Source organism: Polaribacter sp. 11A2H (assembly GCF_011379025.1).
In the GTDB taxonomy this organism is placed as follows: domain Bacteria; phylum Bacteroidota; class Bacteroidia; order Flavobacteriales; family Flavobacteriaceae; genus Polaribacter.
Genome location: NZ_WTLD01000003.1, coordinates 13,939 through 34,565, shown reverse-complemented (window position 1 = coordinate 34,565; position 20,627 = coordinate 13,939). Strand labels below are relative to the sequence as shown.

The following is a 20,627-nucleotide window of genomic DNA, read 5'->3' as shown; positions in this document are numbered from 1 at the left end:
TATTTGTAACAAACGTAGTTGGTAGTCGTCTAAATTTAAAACCTACTAACATGAAACATTTAGCAACAATTCTATTTGCATTTTTTATTACAGCAGTTTCAGCTCAAGAAGCTAAATTCGAAAACTTTTACAATTCAAATAACGAAAAATCTACTTTTTCAATTAATTTATCCGCTTCATTGGCAGGTTCATTTTTAGATAGTGAAAACGATGACGATTTAATGAACATTATTAGAAAATCGAGCGATTTTAAATTGATGATTTTTAATAATGAAGACAGCAATCTTTCAAAAGACTTTAGAAAGTTTAGCAGAAAAAACAACCTAAAAACACTGGCAAGAGTAAAAGAAAACGGTAGTAAAGCCGAATTATTTTTTATAGAGAAAGGTAACTACATCAGAGAAATAATTATAAGAGCCAACAGCGATTCAGATAAAATGGTGCTTTTTGGCTTAAAAACTAAAATTACACACGATGAACTAGCAGCTATGATTTCTTCTTCTGATGTAAAGTATTCATCAAATTAAAAAACAATAAAAAAGCTACTGTCTAAGAGGGGTAAATCTTGTCATACTGAGCTTGTTTCAGTATCTTAAGTTTCTGAAATTCAATATCCATAAGAATCTGAAATAAATTCAGATTGACAAAAAAAGAGAAGATTTTAACCAATCTTCTCTTTTAAAGTTTCAATTACTTTCTTACTATTTCCAATAAAAATTTCATTATCAACAATAAAAACCGGACGCTTTAAAAACGTGTATTCATCTAAAAGAAACTGTTTATAATCTGCTTCAGACAAAACCTGGTTTTTCAAATCCATAGATTTATACAATTTTGCACGCTTGTTAAAAAGAGCTTCGTAACTACCAGAAAGTGTGTACATTTCTTCTAATTGAGCTGCGGTAATGTTGTTTGCTTTAATTTCTTGTCGTTCAAAACCATCGGTATTTACCTCTTTTAAAATTCTTCGGCAAGTATCACAAGTTTGTAAAAAATAGACTTTCTTCATTTTTATGGATTATATTTACAGTTCCAAAATTACACAAAAAAATGAACATACAATTCGATCTTTTAAGAACATCTCGCACACTAGTTTTAAAGGAATTAGAAGGCTTAACTTTAGAACAGTTACACATTATACCAGCTGGTTTTAAAAACAATATTGCTTGGAATGTGGCACATTTAGTGGTTACGCAACAGGTTTTAAACTACAAATTAGCAGGTTTAAACTGTTTATGTCCAGATGAGTTAATTGAAGATTATAAAAAAGGAACAGTACCAACAAAAACCTTTACAGAAGAGGAGTTTGAAGAAGTTAAAGAGTTGCTTTTAGGCTTGCCAGATACTTTGCAAGAAGATTACGAAGCTGGTATTTTTGAGGATTTTGCAGAATACCCAACAAGTACTGGTTTTATACTTAATTCTATAGAGGCTTCTATTTCTTTTAACAATTTTCACGAAGGAATTCACTACGGAATTATAAGATCTATCAAGAAATTTTTATAGGTTTCTTAGAAGCTATTTCTAGCTTTCACTACTCGCTTTTTTTGAGATGCTAAAAAACAGCATCTCAAAAAAGAGCTCAAACAATTAGCCTGCCTTGAGCTTGACGAAAGGTTCAATCTGGGTTAAACTAGTTTGCCTATTTATAGCAATCTAAAATCTTCAATACATTTTAAAGATGAAATTCAACACCAAAACCATTCACGGAGGTCAAAAACCAGAAGAAACTACCGGAGCCATAATGCCACCGGTTTTTTTAACCTCTACTTTTGCGAAAACTAGCCCTACAGAACACAAAGGATTCGAATATTCTAGAGGAGGAAACCCTACAAGAGCTGCTTTAGAAAATAGTTTAGCAGCATTAGAAAACGGAACCCACGGATTTGCATTTGCATCTGGTTTGGCAGCAATAGATGCCGTTTTACGGTTACTAAATCCGGGAGATGAAATTATTGCAGGAGATGATTTATATGGCGGAAGTTATAGAATGTTTACCAAATTATTTCAAAAATACGGGTTAGAATTTTCTTTTGTAAACATGGACGATGTTAAAAATATTACAGATGCCATTACAGAAAACACAAAACTAGTTTGGATAGAAACACCAACAAATCCGTTAATGAAAATTGCCGATATAAAAGCAATTTCATTAGCCGTAAAAGATATTGATTCTAGTATTTTAATAGGAGTAGATAATACATTTGCTACGCCTTATTTACAGCAACCGTTAAATTTAGGAACCGATATTGTAATGCATTCTGCAACAAAATATCTTGGTGGTCATAGCGATTTAATTATGGGAGCTTTAATTGTAAAAGATAAAAAGCTAGCAGAAGACATTCATTTTATTCAATATGCCGCAGGCGCAATTTCAGGACCAATGGACTCTTTTTTAGCATTAAGAGGCATAAAAACGTTACATATAAGAATGCAGCGACATTGTGAAAACGGAATTGTAGTGGCTCAATTTCTAGAAAAGCATCCAAAAGTAAGTGTGGTATATTATCCAGGTTTAGAAAATCATCCAAATTACAAATTGGCAAAAAGTCAAATGAACGGTTTTGGCGGAATGGTTTCTTTTCGATTAAAAGAGGAGACTCAAGAAGCAGCATATGTATTTTTAGAAAACACTAAAATATTTACGTTAGCAGAATCTTTAGGCGGCGTAGAAAGTTTATCTAATCACCCAATAAGTATGTCTCATGGTTCTATTCCTGCTCCAGAAAAAGAACGAATGGGTATTACAAATTCTTTAATTCGTTTAAGTGTTGGTATTGAGGATATAGAAGACATACTTGCAGATTTAGAACAAGCGTTAAAGTCATAAAAAAAAAGAGCCAATTGGCTCTTTTTTTTGTCAATCTGAATTTATTTCAGATTGTTATAATTTTCGAATTTCAGTAAGTTGAGATACTGAAACAAGTTCAGTATGACAAGATGGAATCCTTTTTAGAAAGCCTTTTTATGTCAATCTGAATTTATTTCAGATTCTTATGAAGATTGAATTTTAGAAACTAGAGATGCTAAAACAAGTTTAGCATCTCTAGTTTTTATACTTATTCAGGATTCTTAACAGTAAAAACATTTCCATCTAAGTAGTAATTAGCTCGTAATTTTAATTCTTGAGAATAGTAAATAATGTTTTCTGGTTGTTGTTTTAGTAAGTAATTACCAGTGTCCCATTTATTGTTTTTATTTTTATCAATAATAGCTCTTATATAATATGTTTTAGGTTCTAAAAGATTGTATTGTATTTGTCCAGAATCTGTAATAAAGCGTCTTTCTATAAGTTTATCTTTGTTTTTTCCTTCTAAAAGTTCAATAATTAAATGATTAGAAGTTTCATTTACAATATCCATTGTAATTCTTCCGTAATCTTCAATATCTTTTGTAGTAAATTTAAAATTTAAAGTGTCATTTTTTTGTTCAAAGATATCAGAAATAGCGTCAGGCATTATTTTTAAAGCGTATTTCTGTTTTGGTGTTATATCAAAAACAAATGCTACTTTGTTCTCTATATTAGAAATAATACTAACAAAAGGAACTGATAATGTATCTTTATCTACCAATGTAATTTTGCTTGTATCAATGTTTACAAGTGGGTTATTTCCTCTTATAAAAAAAGTGTCTCTAAGGTGCAGTGTTCCGCTTGTAGAAGAGTTTAAAATTAAGGAGTCTATTTTCTTTTTACGAAGGTTTACAGTAACGGTATCTATAAATTTGTCGTTTGTAACTATAAAATTTAAAGAATCAGCGTCAAAAGGTTTGTACCAGTAATTTAATGTGTCTTTGCCTATTTCTAGCTTAGAAACACTTCTAAAGTCTTCTGGAGTATCAGAAATAATTTGAACTTTTAAATCTTTTATAACACCTTCATAACCAAATTCAATTTTACCTCTTGTAATTTCTTTGCCACGTTTAAATGAATAAGGTTGTGTTTCTTTAAATAATACTATTGGTTTTTTTATAATACTATCTCTAGGTAGAGTTATGGTGTCTGTAAAAAAACCTATTTTATCTTCCCTAGGATTAAAAAGGTAATCGTTGGCAGTTTCTTTTAAAGCAACCATTAAATACTTACCTTCTTTTAAGTTACTAAGGTTAAAAAGAGAGGTATCTAAAGAACTTGTTACATAATTTGGTTTCTTTTTAAAAACGATAGAATCTGTAAAAGAACTATCTATTTTATATAACAGCACATTAATGTTTTTTTGACTTTCATCTAAATAAGCATCTTTAATTTTACCCGAAGTAGAAAGAGAATCTATATATGTTCCGGTAGAGAAAACATATTTAAAACTTTCCAGTTTATTTCCTTCATTATTGTCTTCAATAGCGTTACCAAAGTTTATAATATACGTGGTGTTTTCTTGTAAAGTATCAACAATTTGGATGTTTAAAAATTTACTTGCCGTACCTTGTGGGGTAACTAATAAAGGAGTTTTTAAAGGAGGAGAAACAATAAGTTGTTTGTTTAAGTCCTTTAATTTTATAAACTCGTTAAAGTTTAATCTAATTTCCTTTTTATCAAAATTAAGCGTTTTGTAGGGTGGGGAAGAGGTTACAAACAAAGGTGCGTCCTCGTCTTTTGGCCCACCTTCTGGGTTTCCTGTTTTTGCGCAGTTGGATAAAATTACAATTGAAATGCTAAAAAAAATAAATCTAAAAATGTGTTTCACAAAAAGTAAATTTTATACAAATTAACAATATATTTTTGACTTAAAAATCATAAAGTTTATTCGGTGTATGCCATTGTTAAAATACTAATTTTTACACCTTCTATTTTTTGAAGCTCTTTTGCACAAGCTTCTAAGGTTGCACCTGTTGTTATCACATCATCAATGAGTAAAATATGTTTGTTTTTTAAGGCTGTTAAGTTAGATAACTGAAATTTTGTGTCATTATTATTAAAACGTTCAAAACGAGCTTTAAAAGTTTGGGTTTTTGAGGTTGATGTTCTTAGCAAAATGTTTTCTACAAATGGTTTTTCTAAGTGATGACTTAAAGTTTCTCCAAATTTTGAAACTTGATTATAACCTCTTTCTCTTCGTTTTTTTGGGTGTAAGGGCACGGGGATAATAACATCAACATCTAAAAATTCATTATTTTCTATTAAGATTTCTCCAAGCCAATTGCCAAAAAAGACACCTACCTCTTCATTTCCTTTGTATTTTAATTCGTGAATTAATTTTTTAGTAATTCCTGTTTTTCTGTAAAATAATAATGAATTTGCTTTTTCTATGATTATTCTTCCATAGAATGTTTTCGTTATTTTGTTTTCACAATAGTTAGTAAAATTAGTCAAAGGCAAGTCATGCCTACAAAAGGTACATATTGCATTTTCATTATTAATGAGTTGATTATTGCAATTAGCACATAATTTAGGGTAAAAAAGATTGAATAAGTCTTTTAAAATTCGCATTTTTACAAAGCCTTTTTTTAGAAAGATAACACTATAATTTAAGAATAAGATTTGAACAACAGGATAAATTTTTTAAAAGAGTCTATAAAAAACTTAAAAACATTAGGAACCGTTACACCGAGTTCTCGGTTTTTGGCGGAAAGAATGTTAAAAGGAATCGATTTTTCTAAAGTAGAAGTTTTGGTAGAATTGGGTCCGGGAAACGGAGCAATTACCAAGCTTATATTACAAAAATTGCCAGCAAATGCTACTTTAATTTGTTTTGAGATAAATGATAATTTTTATAAAGAACTATCACAAATAGAAAACAAACAACTTATTGTCGTTAAATCATCCGCAGAAAAAATTGAAGAAGAGTTAAAGAAATTAAACTTTAATAAAACCTGTCATATTATTTCTAGTTTACCGTTAACAATTATTCCAGAAGAAGTTACAGATGAAATTTTAGAGAAATCTTTTCATGTTTTAGCAGATAATGGAACCTTTATTCAGTTTCAGTATAGTTTAACGTATTTTAAAAAACTTAAAAATGTGTTTAATCAATCTATATCTTTAGGTTTTGAACCCTTAAACTTCCCTCCAGCCTTTGTTTATCATTGTAAAAAAGTAGGTTAGATTTTTATTGGTAAATTTTTAGATTGATGTATATTTGTCGCATTATGGCAAAACAAGAAGATCAATTTAAAAAAGTTTTATCGCACGCTAAAGAATACGGTTATGTTTTTCAGTCTTCTGAAATATATGATGGTTTAAGTGCGGTTTACGATTATGCTCAAAACGGAGTTGAGCTAAAGAAAAATATTAGAGATTACTGGTGGAAAGCAATGGTGCAAATGCACGAAAACATTGTGGGTATAGATGCTTCTATTTTAATGCACCCAACAACTTGGAAAGCTTCTGGGCATGTAGATGCATTTAACGATCCTTTAATTGACAATAAAGATTCTAAAAAACGTTACAGAGCCGATGTTTTAATTGAAGACTATTGTGCTAAAATAGAAGGAAAAATAAATAAAGAAGTTGCTAAAGCAGAAAAACGTTTTGGTGAAGCCTTTAATAAAGAAGAATTTGTTGCAACCAACGGAAGAGTTGTTGGTTATCAAGAAAAAATAAATACCATTTTAGCAAGAATGGGTGCGTCTTTAGAAAAAGAAGACTTAGCCGATGTAAAGCTATTAATTGAAGAATTAGAAATTGCAGATCCTTTAACAGGTTCTAGAAATTGGACAGACGTTAAACAGTTCAATTTAATGTTTGGTACAAAATTAGGTGCATCTGCAGAAACTGCAATGGATTTATATTTAAGACCAGAAACGGCGCAAGGAATTTTTGTAAATTTCTTAAACGTGCAAAAAACAGGAAGAATGAAAATTCCTTTTGGTATTGCACAAACCGGTAAAGCATTTAGAAATGAAATTGTTGCAAGACAGTTTATTTTTAGAATGCGTGAGTTTGAACAAATGGAAATGCAATTTTTTGTAAAACCAGGCACTCAAAAAGAATGGTACGATCAATGGAAAGAAACGCGTTTAAAATGGCATTTATCTCTAGGGATGGGCGCAGAGAACTACCGTTTTCATGACCACGATAAATTAGCACATTACGCAGATGCAGCGGCAGATATTGAATTTAATTTCCCATTCGGATTTAAAGAATTAGAAGGTATTCACTCTCGTACAGATTTTGATTTAAAAGCACATGAAAAATTTTCTGGTAAGAAATTACAGTATTTCGATCATGAAGAAAATAAAAGTTACACACCGTATGTAGTAGAAACTTCTATTGGTTTAGATAGAATGTTCTTAGCTGTTTTTTCTAACTCTCTACAAGAGGAAGAATTAGAAAACGGAACAACAAGAACCGTTTTAAAATTGCCATCTGTTTTAGCTCCTTTTAAAGCAGCTATTTTTCCTTTAGTTAAAAAGGATGGTTTGCCAGAAGTTGCCCGTGAAATTATGGATGATTTAAAATGGGATTTTAACGTTTTTTACGATGAAAAAGATGCCGTTGGTAAACGTTACAGACGTCAGGATGCAGCAGGAACACCATTTTGTATTACTGTAGATCATGAGACTTTAGAAGATAAATGTGTTACTATAAGACATAGAGATACGATGGAACAAAAAAGAGTTGCTATTGCAGATTTAAAAGAAATTATTAAAGCAGAAGTAGCTGTAAAGACTTGGTTACAGAAAATGTAATTCAATTTTTTAAGGATAAAAAAAAGCTGAATCTCAATTGAGATTCAGCTTTTTTTTTGATATAATTTTTTGTTACTAGCTTTTAAAGGCATTATTCTTTTGATGCAATAGAAGCTTTATAAAGTTCTCCGCCAGCAATACCGCTAACAAAAGAAGCTAAATCTTCTTTAGATGTTGTATTTGCATCAAACTCAATGTTTGCAATACTATCGGTAAAAATTACTTTGGCATCTATAACACCTTCTTTTTTAGATAATTTAGATTGTATTGTTCTTGCGCAACCAATTTGACAAGTCATACCAGAAATAGCTAAAGAAACATTTTGTTTGTTAACAGGCAGTATTTCTTTTTTTGCTTCACTTTTACAACCAATTAAAACGAAACAAGCAAGTAGAAAAGTAAATAATATTTTTTTAATTTTCATAAAAATAGATTTAGAATATAAATATTTGAGTTAAAAAATAATTTGAATAAACCCTTAACGAATTGCATAAGGTTAAATTATAAAATTATTATGCAAATTTATCAATAAAAGTACTGAGATTTAAACTTTTGTCGGATTTTTACGGAATACTTTTATCAGCAATGAATAATCAACAACAAAAATGGTTTTACCTTATTATTCTTTCTATCGTTTGGGGTAGTTCATTTATTTTAATGAAAAAAGCACTCTTGGGAGTAACTCCCATTCAATTAGGCGCTTTAAGAATGATTTTTACAGCTGTATTTTTACTTTCTGTAGCTTCTCCGTCCATAAAGAAGATTAAAAAAAGACATTGGAAATATATCGTTTATACAGCACTAGCGGGTACCTTTATACCTAGTTTTCTATTTGCTTTTGCAATTACGAGTATAGATAGTTCTATTGTATCTATTTTAAATTCATTTACACCTTTTAATACCTTAATTTTTGGAGCAATTGTTTTTGGCTTCGCTTTTAAGAAAGCACAATTGTATGGAATTTTAATTGGTTTAGTAGGGACTTTAATTTTGATATTAAAAGGAGCCGATGTAAACCCTAACCAAAATTATTGGTATGCTTTATTAATTATAGTAGCTTCCGTAGGGTATGCTTTTAATGCAAATATTGTAAAGAAATATCTAGACGATTTAGATGCTTTGGCAATTACAACAGGTAATTTTTTATTATTAATTATTCCTGCAATTATTGTTTTAAGTTTTACAGATTTCTTCACTACGTTTGATGTTAAAAATGAAAATCTAATGCATTCTTTAGGATACTTGGCAATTTTATCTGTAGTAGGAACTGGAGTTGCAAAAACTATTTACAATAAATTAGTACACATTTCAAACCCTGTTTTTTCATCTTCAGTAACCTATATAATACCTATAGTTGCTATATTTTGGGGTATGTTAGATGGTGAAAAGTTAAGTTTAATTCAGGTTTTAGGAGGTGTAATTATTCTTTTAGGAGTGTATTTTGTTAATAAGGCTAAGTAGTTTTTAAATTTGTGCATAAAAAAAGAGTCAAGAACTAAATCTTGACTCTCATTATTAAAAAATATTTCTAAAGTTGCTTATTTAAAATCAGCATCTGAAACACCTTCATTAATTTTAACTGAAATTAAAGTAGACTCAATTTTCTGAGGTCCCATAGTTCCAGATTTTTTTGTAGGAAATAGAATTCCATCAAAATCTTTATAATCGCTAAAAGTAGCTTCTTGATTTTGAGTTTTTCCTCCCATAGAAATAGTCTGAACTTCTTTTACTTTTAAACCTGTTGCTACATCAAAATAAGTAGAAACAGAAACTATTGTTCCTTTTTTAGCAACGACATAAACATTTTTACCATCTAATTTTTCTATACTTGTTAATGTAGTTTTACTATTATTTAATAATCCTAACTCAGGGAAAGCACCTAATGTATGTGTCATTTCAGATGCTATATTAGCAGGTAAAGCTTGTCCGTTAGTACTAACTCCGTCTTTATTGGTTAAGACTTTCATCATTACATTACCACCAACACTAATTTCACTAGAAAAATTGTTTGCATCTCTTTTTTCAATAATCTGAAGAGTTTGCCCCATTGCACTTGCTTCATAGGTAGTTAAGGTTGTTTTTATTGCTTTCACTTTCTCTACTCCACCAATTGCTTTAAAGTAATTGTTAATAACAGTTTCTTTTGTAATTCCGTCAGGAACTGCGATTGTCATTTCTGGCTTTTCTGCAGCTTCGGCATTTTTGTCGAAATAGTTGATTGTATAACCCGATTTTTCTAAATTATCTAAAACATCAATTGCTTTACCTGTAACAATTATACGAGCTTCATCACTTTTAAAGTATTTTAAGGCTGCATTTTGTACATCTTCTACAGTAACTGCATTTATATTAGTTAAATAGTTTTCGTAAAAATCTGTTGGTAAATTATAACGTGCAATATTTAAAGCAAAACTAGCAGCAGTAGCAGGTTTTTGTACATCCATAACAAAGCTACCAACATATTGTGCTTTCGCATTTTTTAACTCTTCTTCGGTAACTTTTTCAGTACGAATTTTATCGATTTCTTTTTTAATTTCTACAATAGAACTGTCTGTAACTACGTTACGAACACTTGCAGAAGCTCTAAAAGTTGCAGCTACCTTACTTTGTCTAACGCTAGAGTAAGAACCGTAAGTATACCCTTTGTCTTCACGTAAATTCATAAATAAACGAGCAGTTCCGCCACCACCAAGAATATTGTTTGCTAATAACGCTGCGTAGTAATCTTTGTCTCCTAATTTTAAATCGATATTGTTAGCAATTACAACTTCAGATTGTACTGCATTTGGCATATCGATAAAATTGATTTCTGTTTTAGAAACATTTTCTGGCTTTGTAAAAGCAACTTCTGGTACATCACTTTTTTTCCATTTTTTAAATAAACTCTTTACTAATTTCTTAGTTTCTTTTGGGTTTATATCTCCAACAATTACTAAGTAAGCATTGTTTGGCTTATAATAAGTAGTGTAGTTGTTTTTAACATCGGTTAAAGTAATGTTATTAACCGTTTCTTTAGAAACAAACTCTCCATAAGGATGGTTTTTACCATACAATAAAGCACTTTCTACTCTTCTTGCAGTACTTGTAACATTTTTTTCATCAGATTTTAATCCGTCTAAAGTAATTTTAATTTCTTTGTCGAATTCTTCTTGTGTAAACTGAGAATTTTTAATTCCGTCTGCCATTAACGCTAATACTTCTGGGAAATATTTTGTTAATGATCTTGCAGAAGCACCAGAACTATAAAAGTTAACACCAGCCCCTAAGAAATCTACTTTTTCATTAAATTCATCTTTGGTAATGTTTGCTGTTCCTCTACCTAGTAAACTTCCCATTATGCTAGAAACACCTGCTTTATCTCCTTCAACTACAGGTTTATTATCTATAGTTAAACTAGCTGATGCTCTTGGTAACTTATGGTTTTCTACCATAATTACTTGTAATCCGTTAGATAAAGTAAATTTTTCGGATTTACCTAATTGAACCTTTGGTGCTGGTCCTGGTTTAGGTTGTTGGCTTCTATCTATTTGTGCAGTTGTAGCAAAAGACATTGCTATAATTGCGATAAGTGATATTATCTGTTTTTTCATTGTATATGTCTTTTGTTAATTATTTTTTAGGTAAATACTCTAAAGTTACTCTTTGATTTGGATTTAAATATTTTTTAGCTACTTCTCTAATATCTTCACGAGTAATAGAACGATAAATCTCAATTTCTGTATTAATTAAATTTGTATCGCCGTATAATACATTGTATCGAGCTAAAGAATTTGCAATTCCTTCTACACTAGAATTAGAATTTACAAATTGATTTTCGAATTGATTTTGAAGTTTTTGGTATGTTTTTTCAGAAATTAATTCTGTTTGTAGCTTTAAAATTTCTTCATCAATTTCTGTAACAATGTCTGCTAATTTAGTTTCCCCTTGTGGTAAACCGAAAATAATATAGGTTCCATAATCTTCTTGACTTAAGTTAATTGCACCAGCTTGTAAAGCCATTTTTTTAGTGTCTACTAATTTTTTATATAAGACAGAGCTTTTTCCTGTACTTAAATAAGAAGAAATCATATCTAATATTCTAGAGTCTTTAGTTTTCATAGATGGCGTTCTGTAAGCCGTTATAATTGCTGGAATTTGAATATTAGGGTCATATCCTTTTGCTGCAATTGGTGCGGTAATAGGTTCTTCTTCTATAACTGTTCTTTCTATATCTGTTCCACGAGGAATTGGACCAAAATAAGCTTCAATTAATTTTTTTGCATTTGCAACATCAATATCACCTGCAACCACTAAAGTAGCATTGTTAGGTACATAAAACTTTTTATTAAATGCTAAAAAATCATCTAAAGTAGCAGCATCTAAATGTGCCATTTCCCCAATAGTTGTTCCTTTATATGGGTGTTTTTTAAAGATTTCTTTTTTAACATATTCTAAAAAACGAGAGTAAGGTTGGTTATCTACTCGTAATCTTTTTTCTTCTTTTACAACTTCGTTTTGAGTATCTACACCTTCTTGCCCAATAACTGGGTGTAATAAACGCTCAGATTCCATCCATAAACCTAATTCTAGATTATTAGAAGGAAATATTTCATAATAATACGTTCTATCATCAGTAGTGTTTGCGTTGTTATTTCCTCCATTCGCAGCAACTATTTTAGACCATTCTCCTTTATCAATATTCTCTGTTCCTTCAAACAATAAGTGTTCAAAAAAATGAGCCATACCAGTTCTATCTGGTTGTTCGTCTTTTGCACCAACATGGTACATTACTGCAGTAGTAACTACAGGAGCAGATGTGTCTTGATGTAAAATAACATGCATTCCGTTGCTTAAATCGTACTCTTCAAATTCTACTTTCTGCGCGTTTAAAGAAAATGCGACTAAAAAAGCAGAAGTAAGAGATAAAATACTTTTCTTCATAAAATTTATTTAATAAGTTATTAATTGATACGCTGTTTGACGCTGGTAGGTTTTGTTTGTTACACTTTCTGCCAAACAATTTGTAATAGATACCAAAAATAAAAAAGATATACATTAAAAGTAGTACACTTTTCTTTTACTTTGCTCATTTTGATGAAATTATTTATAAAAACAATATTGGTTAGTTATAAAAAAGATGTATATTTGCACCCGCATTTTCATTAGGATAATGCAAAATAATTAGTAATAAACGCAAAATAATTAGTATGTACGCAATCGTAGAGATGGCAGGGCAGCAGTTTAAAGTTGCAAAAGACCAAAAAGTATACGTTCACCGTTTACAAGGAGAAGTAGGATCAAAAGTAACTTTTGATAACGTTCTTTTACTTGATGAAGAAGGTAATGTAACAATTGGCGCCCCAGCTATAGAAGGAGCTTCAGTAACAGCTCAAATTTTAAGTCACTTAAAAGGTGATAAAGTAATCGTTTTCAAGAAGAAAAGAAGAAAAGGTTACATTAAGAAAAACGGACACAGACAATTTTTAAGCGAGATTCTTATTGAATCTATTGCTGCTACTGGTGCAAAAAAATCAGTAAAAAAAGAAACTGCTCCAGCAAAAGAAGCTTCAACAGATTATAATACTATGACTGTTACAGAATTAAAAGCTGCTGCTAAAGATCAAGGTATCTCAGGATATACTTCTTTAAAGAAAGCTGAATTAATTGACGCTTTAACTAAATAAAAATTCAATTTTAAAACCATAGGATCATGGCACATAAAAAAGGAGTAGGTAGTTCGAAGAATGGTAGAGAATCAGAATCGAAACGACTAGGTGTAAAAATATTTGGAGGACAAGCTGCAATTGCAGGGAACATTATTGTTCGTCAAAGAGGAACAACTCACAATCCGGGAGAAAACGTTTACATGGGTAAAGATCATACTTTACATGCAAAGGTTGACGGTGTTGTAGAATTCCGTAAGAAAAAAGATAATAGATCTTATGTATCTATTACTCCATTTGAAGCTTAAGAAATTTAGCTTTTAAAAATTAAAAAATGCTCAAACATGAAAATGTTTGAGCATTTTTTGGTTTAGAAATTATTTGCGTTTACTTTACTAAAGTAAATAATTTTATGTTTTTAAGGAGTAATTACGTTTGTAAACTAGTTATAAATGAGCTTAGAGCTATTTTATTAAATGAAATTTATGATAAGAATAAAAGTAAGCTATTGTAGTAAAAACGATTGGTTGTTTTTAAATTTATGATTTTTAGCTTGTTAAGTGTGTTTTTTGAATCACTTATAGCGACTACTCATTTTATTATTGTATATTTAACACTGAATTTTAATTTACTTGTAACATTTTTTTCGGGGGAATATAAATGTTACTACTAATAGTTAAGTTTCATAAACAAAAATAAGCTACTCTTTTTAGGGTAGCTTTTTATTTATCTAGTTAATTATGTAGAAGCTTAGTTGTTAGTATTTCGTATTTTTACGGTTATGAAATTTTTATACAACTTTGTCGTTTTTATTGCCTCTCTGTTACTGCCAATAATTGCTTTATTTAATAAAAAAATAAAACTTTTTGTAGCCGGTAGAAATGAAACATTTTCTAAAATATCTACCTTAAAAAACTCAGACGTTATTTGGTTTCATGCTGCTTCTTTAGGCGAATTTGAACAAGCAAGACCAATTATAGAAGATATTAAAAAAGAATACCCAGCTTATAAAATTCTAGTTACTTTTTTTTCTCCTTCTGGATTTGAAATTAGAAAAGACTATAATTTAGCAGATGTTGTTTGTTATTTGCCTTTAGACTCTAAAGCAAAAGCAAGAAAATTTGTAGAGATTGTAAACCCTAAATTTGCTGTTTTTGTAAAATACGAATTTTGGCCAAATCTTTTAAATGAATTAAAATCAAAAGAAATTCCAACAATCTTAGTTTCTGGTATTTTAAGAGAAAAACAATTGTTCTTTAAAAGTTATGGAGGTTTTATGAGAAAATCTTTAGAAGCTTTTCATCACTTTTTTGTACAAGACGAAAATTCTAAAAAACTACTAGATTCTATCAGTTTTAAAAATGTTACCATTGCTGGTGATACCCGTTTTGATAGAGTTTCTAAGATCTTAGAACAAGATAACTCGTTAGATTTTATCAATCAATTTAAAGATGATAAATACACAATTGTTGCTGGTAGTACTTGGCAAGAAGATGAAGAATTATTGGTAAATTACATTAATAATAATGCATCCGAAGATGAGAAGTTTATAATTGCTCCTCATAATATTAAGCAAGCGGCAATTTTAGAATTACAGAATTCCATCAACAAAAAAACAATTTTATTTTCTGCTAAAGCAGGTAAAAACCTGGCAGAATACCAAGTTTTTATAATTGATACTATTGGTATTTTAACCAAAATTTATGCTGCTGCAGACTTGGCTTATGTAGGCGGAGGTTTAAAAACAGGTTTACATAATATTTTAGAGCCAGCAACATTTGGGATTCCTGTTGTGATTGGTAATAATTACGACAAATTTAAAGAAGCGGTAGATTTGGTTAAAATAGGAGGTTGCATTTCAATAAAAAATCAAGCAGAATTTACATCAAATTTTATCAGTCTAAAAAATGATGAAAACTTTAGAAAGTTAACAGGAGTAATTAATAAAAGATATATTCAAGACAATTTTGGAGCAACAAAATTAATTATGAATTATTTAAAAGAGAAGATTTAATAATGGATTTTATATTACAACCTTGGGCTTGGTATGTTGGTGGCCCTTTAATAGCAATATCATTACTGTTGTATTTTTATTTCGGTAAAAATTTTGGTGCATCAACAAATTTTGAAACATTATGTACTATTGCAGGTGCAGATAAAGTGTCTGATTATTTTAAGAAAGATTGGAAAGACAGAGACTTTGCATTGATGTTTGTAGTTGGTTTAATTATTGGTGGATTTATTTCAGCAAATTTTTTAATGCCAAATCAAGCAATAGATTTAAACCCTAAAACGGTAAAAGAATTAACAGATTTAGGTTTTTCGAATGTTGGAAGTCAATATTTTCCAGATGAAATTTTTAGTAAAGATGTTGTATTTTCATTAAAAGGGTTTCTAATTTTAATAATTTCAGGAATCTTAATTGGTTTCGGAACCCGTTATGCTGGTGGTTGTACATCTGGTCATGCAATTACAGGTTTAAGTAATTTAGAGTTACCTTCTTTATTAGCGGTAATTGGCTTTTTTATTGGTGGTATTATTGCTACTTGGTTTATAATTCCATTATTATTTTAATTATGAAAAATATCAAATTTTTAGTATTAGGAATCTTTTTTGCAATCGTTTTAAGTAAAACGCAAGCAATTAGTTGGTATCGTTTTTACGAAATGTTTAAGTTTCAATCTTTTCATATGTTTGGCATTATTGGAGGAGCGGTTGTAATTTCTATGGTTTTTATGCAGCTATTTAAAAAAGGAATTATAAAAGACATTCATGGAAATAAAATAATACCAAAACCAAAAGAAAAAGGTTTTATAAGAACTCTTTTAGGAGGAACATTTTTTGGATTAGGATGGGGGATTTCTGGTGCTTGTGCAGCACCAATTTTTGTAATTCTTGGTTTTGAATTAATACCAGCTTTAATTTTATTATTCGGATCGCTTTTAGGAACGTTACTTTATGGCGTTTTAAGCAAAAAACTACCAAATTAAATGAGCAAATTAGTAGACGGCTTTGGCAGACAAATGGAATATGTGAGACTAGCAGTTACAGATCGTTGTAATTTGCGTTGTCAATATTGTATGCCTGCGCATGGTATAGATATTGTTCCGAGACAAGAATTACTTACTTTTAAAGAAATGTATCGTTTAATTCGTGTGTTAACAGAATTGGGGGTAAATAAAGTCCGTTTAACTGGTGGAGAACCTTTTGTACGTAAAGATTTTGTTGGTTTTTTAGAAATGTTGTCTTATAACGATTTGTTAGATGCAATAAATATTACTACAAATGGTGCAATGATTTCTAAGCATATTTCTAAAATAGAACAGTTAGAAAAAGTAAAAAACATCAATTTAAGTATTGATAGCTTAGATAGAGAAAAGTTTGCAAAAATTACAAGAAGAGATGTATATCCAGAGGTTTATAAAACCTTTGAACTATTAGAAAAAAGTAGTTTAAATTTAAAACTAAATGTAGTTGTACAATCTGGTTTTAATACTGATGAAATTGTAGATTTTGTACGATTAACAAAAGATAAAAATGTTGCGGTTCGTTTTATTGAAGAAATGCCTTTTAATGGTAAAGGACAACGTGATATGAAAGAAAATTGGACTTTTAATAAGATTTTAAATGAAGTTAAAACGGAGTTTGATGTTCAGGAAGTTCAATCAGAAAAATCATCAACTTCTAGAAATTATAAAGTTGATAATCATCTAGGAACTTTCGGAATAATTCCTGCTTTTACAAGAACTATTTGTAACGATTGTAATAGAATAAGAATTACATCAACCGGAACTTTTAAAAACTGTTTATTTGATGATGGTGTTTTTAATTTAAGAGATTTTATTAGAAAAGGCGCTTCTAATGACGATTTAAAAGAACTATTTTTAAGTTTGGTAAAACAGAAACCAGAAAATGGTTTTATAGCAGAAGCAAATAGAAAAGATGGTGGTGCTTCAGAGAGTATGAGTACTATTGGAGGGTAAACATAGAACAATTACACATTTATAAAAAATGATTTCAGTAAAAGAAGCTTTACAAACCGTTCTAAATTCAAATCAAGATTTTGGAGTTGAAGAAATTCCGTTTATAAAATCTGTAAGTAGAATTTTAAAGGAAAAAATTACTGCTGATAGAGATTTTCCGCCTTTTAATAGAGTTTCTATGGATGGAATTGCAATTGATTATATTGCTTTTAAAAATGGACAAAGAGGTTTCAAAGTAGAAGGAATTCAAGCTGCTGGAAGTGAGCAAATCACACTTCAAAACCCTGAAAATTGTATAGAAGTTATGACTGGAGCTGTTTTGCCATATAATGCAAACACAGTTATTAGATATGAAGATGTAACTATAGTAGACGGAATTGCAACTATAAATATTGATACAATTAATGATGCCCAAAATGTTCATTCTAAAGGAAAAGATGGAAAAACTGGCGATATATTAATTGAAGAAAACACCCTAATTTCAGCAGCAGAAATTGGAGTCTTAGCAACCGTTGGTAAAGGAACAGTAAAAGTAGCAAGACAACCAAAAATAATGATTGTTTCTACGGGTGATGAATTGGTTGGTGTTGATGAAACTCCGTTAGAACATCAAATTAGAAGGAGTAATGTATTTACGCTGGTGTCTTTGTTAGAAAGGTTAAATATTTCTTCGGAAACAGCACACATTACAGATGATAAGCCAATTTTAAAATCGAAAATAGAAACCTATTTACAAGAATATGATGTGTTGCTTTTTAGTGGTGCTGTAAGTAAAGGAAAATATGATTTTTTACCGGAAGTTTTTGATGAATTAGGCGTAGAAAAATTGTTTCATAAAGTGGCACAAAGACCAGGTAAACCTTTTTGGTTTGGTGAAAATAGAAACTGTAAAGTATTTGCTTTTCCTGGTAACCCGATTTCTACTTTTGTAAATTGTTTAGCGTATTTTTATCCTTGGTATTATAAATCGGTAGGCGTAAAAGTAGAAGAAGAAACGGCAATTTTAAATGTAGACGTTTCTTTTAAACCTAATTTAACGTACTTTTTACAAGTGAAGTTAGAAAATAATAACGGGCAAATAATTGCGACTCCAATTAATGGAAATGGTTCTGGAGATTTAGCCAGTTTGGTGAAAACAGATGCTTTTATTCAATTGCCAAATGATAAAACTGAGTTTAAAAAAGGAGCGGTTTTTCCGATAATAAGATATAGATAATGAGCGATTTTAGTCATTTAAACGAAAGAAATAACCCTAAAATGGTAAATGTTTCTGATAAGAAAATTACCAAAAGAACAGCAATTGCGAAAGCAACCATGTTTTTAGGAGAAGAAGTAATTGCTCATTTTACAAATGATGAGTTATTTACTAAAAAAGGACCCGTTTTTCAAACAGCAATTATTGCAGGAATTCAAGGTGTTAAAAAAACATCAGAATTGATACCAATGTGTCATCCATTATTAATTAATGGAGTTGATATTGATATTAATATTATAGATTCAGAAAACGTTGAGGTTCTTTGTGAAGTTACAATTACCGGTAAAACAGGTGTGGAAATGGAAGCTTTAACGGGAGCAAACATTACGTGTTTAACTATTTATGACATGTGTAAAAGCATCAGTCAGAAAATGGTAATTAAAGAAGTAAAGTTATTAGAAAAAACAGGCGGAAAATCTGATATTAAGAATTAAATGTCTCCTCGAGCGCGCTCGAACAGACAGATATAACTGATTCAAGAGAAAAAAAATGAAAAAACACAATAAACATACCAATTTAGAAAGAAGAGATAACGATAATTTTGCTCCGAATGAAATTGCAATTTTGGGTACAAATTGTGGTATTATTTCAGATTTGGTACATAAAGTATCTCAAAATTTATCAGATTATAAATTGGCTTATTTTGATGCTTCTCACGCCAAGGATGTGGTAAAAAATAACTTGTCTGAATATGTGTTTCATCACCAAGGAAATTTACAAGTAACTATTTCTGGAGATATCAATAAGTTTCAGCAACGTTTAGATTTTGCTGGGTTCGATTATGTTTTTATCAACGGAAACCATTATCAAGGTGCTAAACAGATTTTAGTATTAGACGAAGCTAAAGAAGCTTCTGTTTTAAAAAGATTAGATCAGTTAGATCGTATTCAGTTTATTATTAAGTTGAAATCAGAAACAGAATATTTTCCTTTTTTAGAAGAAAAATATCCGCAGATAAAAAATATTACGTGTTATACTATTAATGAGGTTGATAAAATTACCAATCATATTCATAATTTAATTCAAGAAAAAATTGCATCCGTAAAAGGTCTAGTTTTGGTTGGTGGTAAAAGTACAAGAATGGGACAAGATAAATCTGAATTGAATTATTTTGGGAAACCACAGAAAGAAGTGGCAAAAGAATTGTTAGAAAATAACAATATAGAAACGTTTTATTCCGTTCAAAAATCATCAGAAAAAGAAGATGAAATATCTGATAAATTTATCAATTTAGGTCCGTTTGGTGGAATTTGTTCTGCGTTTCAGAAAGATCCAAATACTGCTTGGTTTGTATTGGCAACCGATGTTCCGTTTGTAGATACAGCCCTTATTAAATTATTATTAAAACATAGAAATCCTAGTAAAGCAGCTACCGCAATTAGGGGGAAAGGAAAAGATTTTCCTGAGCCTTTAATTACTATTTATGAGCCAAAAGCGTATGCTATTTTATTACAATACTTGGCACAAGGATATTCTTGTCCGCGTAAAATGCTAATTAATTCTGATGTTGAAATTGTTGAAATTGACGATAATTATATTAGAAATATAAATACTCCTGAAGAGTTTAATGAAGCTAAAAAAGAACTAAATTAGTTGTAAATTAAAATGTTTTAATTGAAGTAATATCATTTTTATTATGAAAACAAAATCTTATTTTTTTATACTTCTATTCGGAATACTTTTTGCTAGTTGTGAACCAGCACTTTCTACAAAAGATTTTATGGTAGATAGTTGGGAGACTACTTATCTAAAAATAGAAATGTACACCGTTAATAATACAGATTCTTTACACGTTTACGAAGATAAATTTGATAATAACCCAGAACTAGTGGCACGATCTCAATATAATAATGACGGTACTTTTTCTGCTTGGTTTAAAAACACAAAGGGAGAGCAGATATCTAAAGCTATTGGTAAGTGGGATGTAGTAGGAGATTCTTTAAAAGTATCTTATAATTATGGAGGTAAAGACAAGAATGTGAGTTACTTGATTGAACGAACTACAGAAGGTTTTATCGGTACAAGTAAGTATGATTGGGACGAAGATGGAACCTTAGATGACTTGTTAACTATGAAAACAAAGAGAATTAAAATAGATTAGATTTGGTAAGTTTTAAAAAA

General features: G+C 29.9%; 22 protein-coding genes. 16 read left to right on the top strand and 6 right to left on the bottom strand.

All coding sequences use genetic code 11. The features are described from left to right. Positions 1–50: 50 nt before the first annotated feature. On the top strand, positions 51–527 hold the full coding sequence (locus GQS58_RS04510; protein WP_166383314.1) for a DUF4252 domain-containing protein: 477 nt from the start codon (positions 51–53) through the stop codon (positions 525–527). Between the two features lie 134 nt (positions 528–661). On the opposite strand, the gene GQS58_RS04505 is transcribed toward GQS58_RS04510, so the two are convergent. After that, a complete protein-coding gene (locus tag GQS58_RS04505) occupies positions 662–1,009 on the bottom strand; it encodes an arsenate reductase family protein (protein WP_166383312.1) in 348 nt (115 codons plus the stop codon). Between the two features lie 41 nt (positions 1,010–1,050). On the opposite strand from GQS58_RS04505, the gene GQS58_RS04500 reads away from it, so the two are divergent. Continuing rightward, positions 1,051–1,506 carry a DinB family protein gene (locus GQS58_RS04500; protein ID WP_166383311.1) on the top strand — a complete coding sequence of 152 codons (456 nt, stop codon included), beginning with the start codon at positions 1,051–1,053 and terminating at the stop codon, positions 1,504–1,506. A gap of 175 nt (positions 1,507–1,681) precedes the next feature. Then, positions 1,682–2,830 carry a cystathionine gamma-synthase gene (locus tag GQS58_RS04495; RefSeq protein ID WP_166383309.1) on the top strand — a complete coding sequence of 383 codons (1,149 nt, stop codon included), beginning with the start codon at positions 1,682–1,684 and terminating at the stop codon, positions 2,828–2,830. A 229-nt stretch (positions 2,831–3,059) separates the two neighbouring features. On the opposite strand, the gene GQS58_RS04490 is transcribed toward GQS58_RS04495, so the two are convergent. Continuing rightward, entirely contained in the window at positions 3,060–4,682 is a 1,623-nt protein-coding gene (locus GQS58_RS04490; RefSeq protein WP_166383307.1) for an Ig-like domain-containing protein, read from the bottom strand. Positions 4,683–4,738: 56 nt separating this feature from the next. Next, positions 4,739–5,308 (bottom strand): ComF family protein, encoded by a 570-nt coding sequence (locus tag GQS58_RS04485; RefSeq protein WP_317168364.1) that lies wholly within the window; start codon positions 5,306–5,308, stop codon positions 4,739–4,741. A 168-nt stretch (positions 5,309–5,476) separates the two neighbouring features. Between GQS58_RS04485 and GQS58_RS04480 the strand changes: the two genes are divergently transcribed. Both GQS58_RS04480 and GQS58_RS04475 read left to right on the top strand, forming a co-directional pair. Further along, positions 5,477–6,040: a class I SAM-dependent methyltransferase gene (locus GQS58_RS04480; protein ID WP_166383303.1), complete on the top strand. Its 564-nt coding sequence runs from the start codon at positions 5,477–5,479 to the stop codon at positions 6,038–6,040. Positions 6,041–6,084: 44 nt separating this feature from the next. After that, positions 6,085–7,626, top strand: a complete 1,542-nt coding sequence (locus tag GQS58_RS04475; RefSeq protein ID WP_166383301.1) for a glycine--tRNA ligase — start codon at positions 6,085–6,087, stop codon at positions 7,624–7,626. Positions 7,627–7,717: 91 nt separating this feature from the next. On the opposite strand, the gene GQS58_RS04470 is transcribed toward GQS58_RS04475, so the two are convergent. Continuing rightward, entirely contained in the window at positions 7,718–8,050 is a 333-nt protein-coding gene (locus tag GQS58_RS04470; protein WP_166383299.1) for a cation transporter, read from the bottom strand. Positions 8,051–8,211: 161 nt separating this feature from the next. Between GQS58_RS04470 and GQS58_RS04465 the strand changes: the two genes are divergently transcribed. Next, positions 8,212–9,087: a DMT family transporter gene (locus tag GQS58_RS04465; RefSeq protein WP_166383926.1), complete on the top strand. Its 876-nt coding sequence runs from the start codon at positions 8,212–8,214 to the stop codon at positions 9,085–9,087. A gap of 77 nt (positions 9,088–9,164) precedes the next feature. Here the strand turns inward: GQS58_RS04465 and GQS58_RS04460 are convergent, their stop codons facing one another. Together GQS58_RS04460 and GQS58_RS04455 are read right to left on the bottom strand one after the other, a co-directional pair. Beyond that, entirely contained in the window at positions 9,165–11,216 is a 2,052-nt protein-coding gene (locus tag GQS58_RS04460) for a M16 family metallopeptidase (RefSeq protein WP_166383297.1), read from the bottom strand. 19 nt (positions 11,217–11,235) lie between these two features. Next, positions 11,236–12,546 (bottom strand): M16 family metallopeptidase, encoded by a 1,311-nt coding sequence (locus GQS58_RS04455; RefSeq protein WP_166383295.1) that lies wholly within the window; start codon positions 12,544–12,546, stop codon positions 11,236–11,238. 266 nt (positions 12,547–12,812) lie between these two features. Here GQS58_RS04455 and rplU point away from each other — a divergent pair, with 266 nt between their 5' ends. The 10 genes from rplU to GQS58_RS04405 all read left to right on the top strand — a co-directional run bounded on the left by rplU (position 12,813) and on the right by GQS58_RS04405 (position 20,607). Further along, positions 12,813–13,289, top strand: coding sequence for a 50S ribosomal protein L21 (gene rplU, locus GQS58_RS04450; protein WP_166383293.1), 477 nt, complete (start codon positions 12,813–12,815; stop codon positions 13,287–13,289). Positions 13,290–13,315: 26 nt separating this feature from the next. Beyond that, positions 13,316–13,576 (top strand): 50S ribosomal protein L27, encoded by a 261-nt coding sequence (gene rpmA, locus GQS58_RS04445; RefSeq protein WP_036782547.1) that lies wholly within the window; start codon positions 13,316–13,318, stop codon positions 13,574–13,576. Between the two features lie 473 nt (positions 13,577–14,049). Further along, complete coding sequence (locus GQS58_RS04440; RefSeq protein ID WP_166383291.1) at positions 14,050–15,282, top strand: 3-deoxy-D-manno-octulosonic acid transferase; 1,233 nt, start codon at positions 14,050–14,052, stop codon at positions 15,280–15,282. Between the two features lie 2 nt (positions 15,283–15,284). Then, positions 15,285–15,842, top strand: coding sequence for a YeeE/YedE family protein (locus GQS58_RS04435; RefSeq protein WP_166383289.1), 558 nt, complete (start codon positions 15,285–15,287; stop codon positions 15,840–15,842). Positions 15,843–15,844: 2 nt separating this feature from the next. Next, positions 15,845–16,258 carry a YeeE/YedE thiosulfate transporter family protein gene (locus tag GQS58_RS04430; RefSeq protein ID WP_166383287.1) on the top strand — a complete coding sequence of 138 codons (414 nt, stop codon included), beginning with the start codon at positions 15,845–15,847 and terminating at the stop codon, positions 16,256–16,258. Next, complete coding sequence (gene moaA, locus GQS58_RS04425; RefSeq protein ID WP_166383285.1) at positions 16,259–17,251, top strand: GTP 3',8-cyclase MoaA; 993 nt, start codon at positions 16,259–16,261, stop codon at positions 17,249–17,251. Between the two features lie 28 nt (positions 17,252–17,279). Next, positions 17,280–18,467: a molybdopterin molybdotransferase MoeA gene (locus tag GQS58_RS04420; RefSeq protein WP_166383283.1), complete on the top strand. Its 1,188-nt coding sequence runs from the start codon at positions 17,280–17,282 to the stop codon at positions 18,465–18,467. Continuing rightward, positions 18,467–18,940 carry a cyclic pyranopterin monophosphate synthase MoaC gene (gene moaC / locus GQS58_RS04415; RefSeq protein ID WP_166383281.1) on the top strand — a complete coding sequence of 158 codons (474 nt, stop codon included), beginning with the start codon at positions 18,467–18,469 and terminating at the stop codon, positions 18,938–18,940. The genes GQS58_RS04420 and moaC overlap by 1 nt, the downstream gene beginning before the upstream one ends. Positions 18,941–18,995: 55 nt before the next feature. Beyond that, positions 18,996–20,099, top strand: coding sequence for an NTP transferase domain-containing protein (locus GQS58_RS04410; protein ID WP_166383279.1), 1,104 nt, complete (start codon positions 18,996–18,998; stop codon positions 20,097–20,099). Between the two features lie 43 nt (positions 20,100–20,142). After that, positions 20,143–20,607: a hypothetical protein gene (locus tag GQS58_RS04405; RefSeq protein ID WP_166383277.1), complete on the top strand. Its 465-nt coding sequence runs from the start codon at positions 20,143–20,145 to the stop codon at positions 20,605–20,607. Positions 20,608–20,627: the final 20 nt, after the last annotated feature.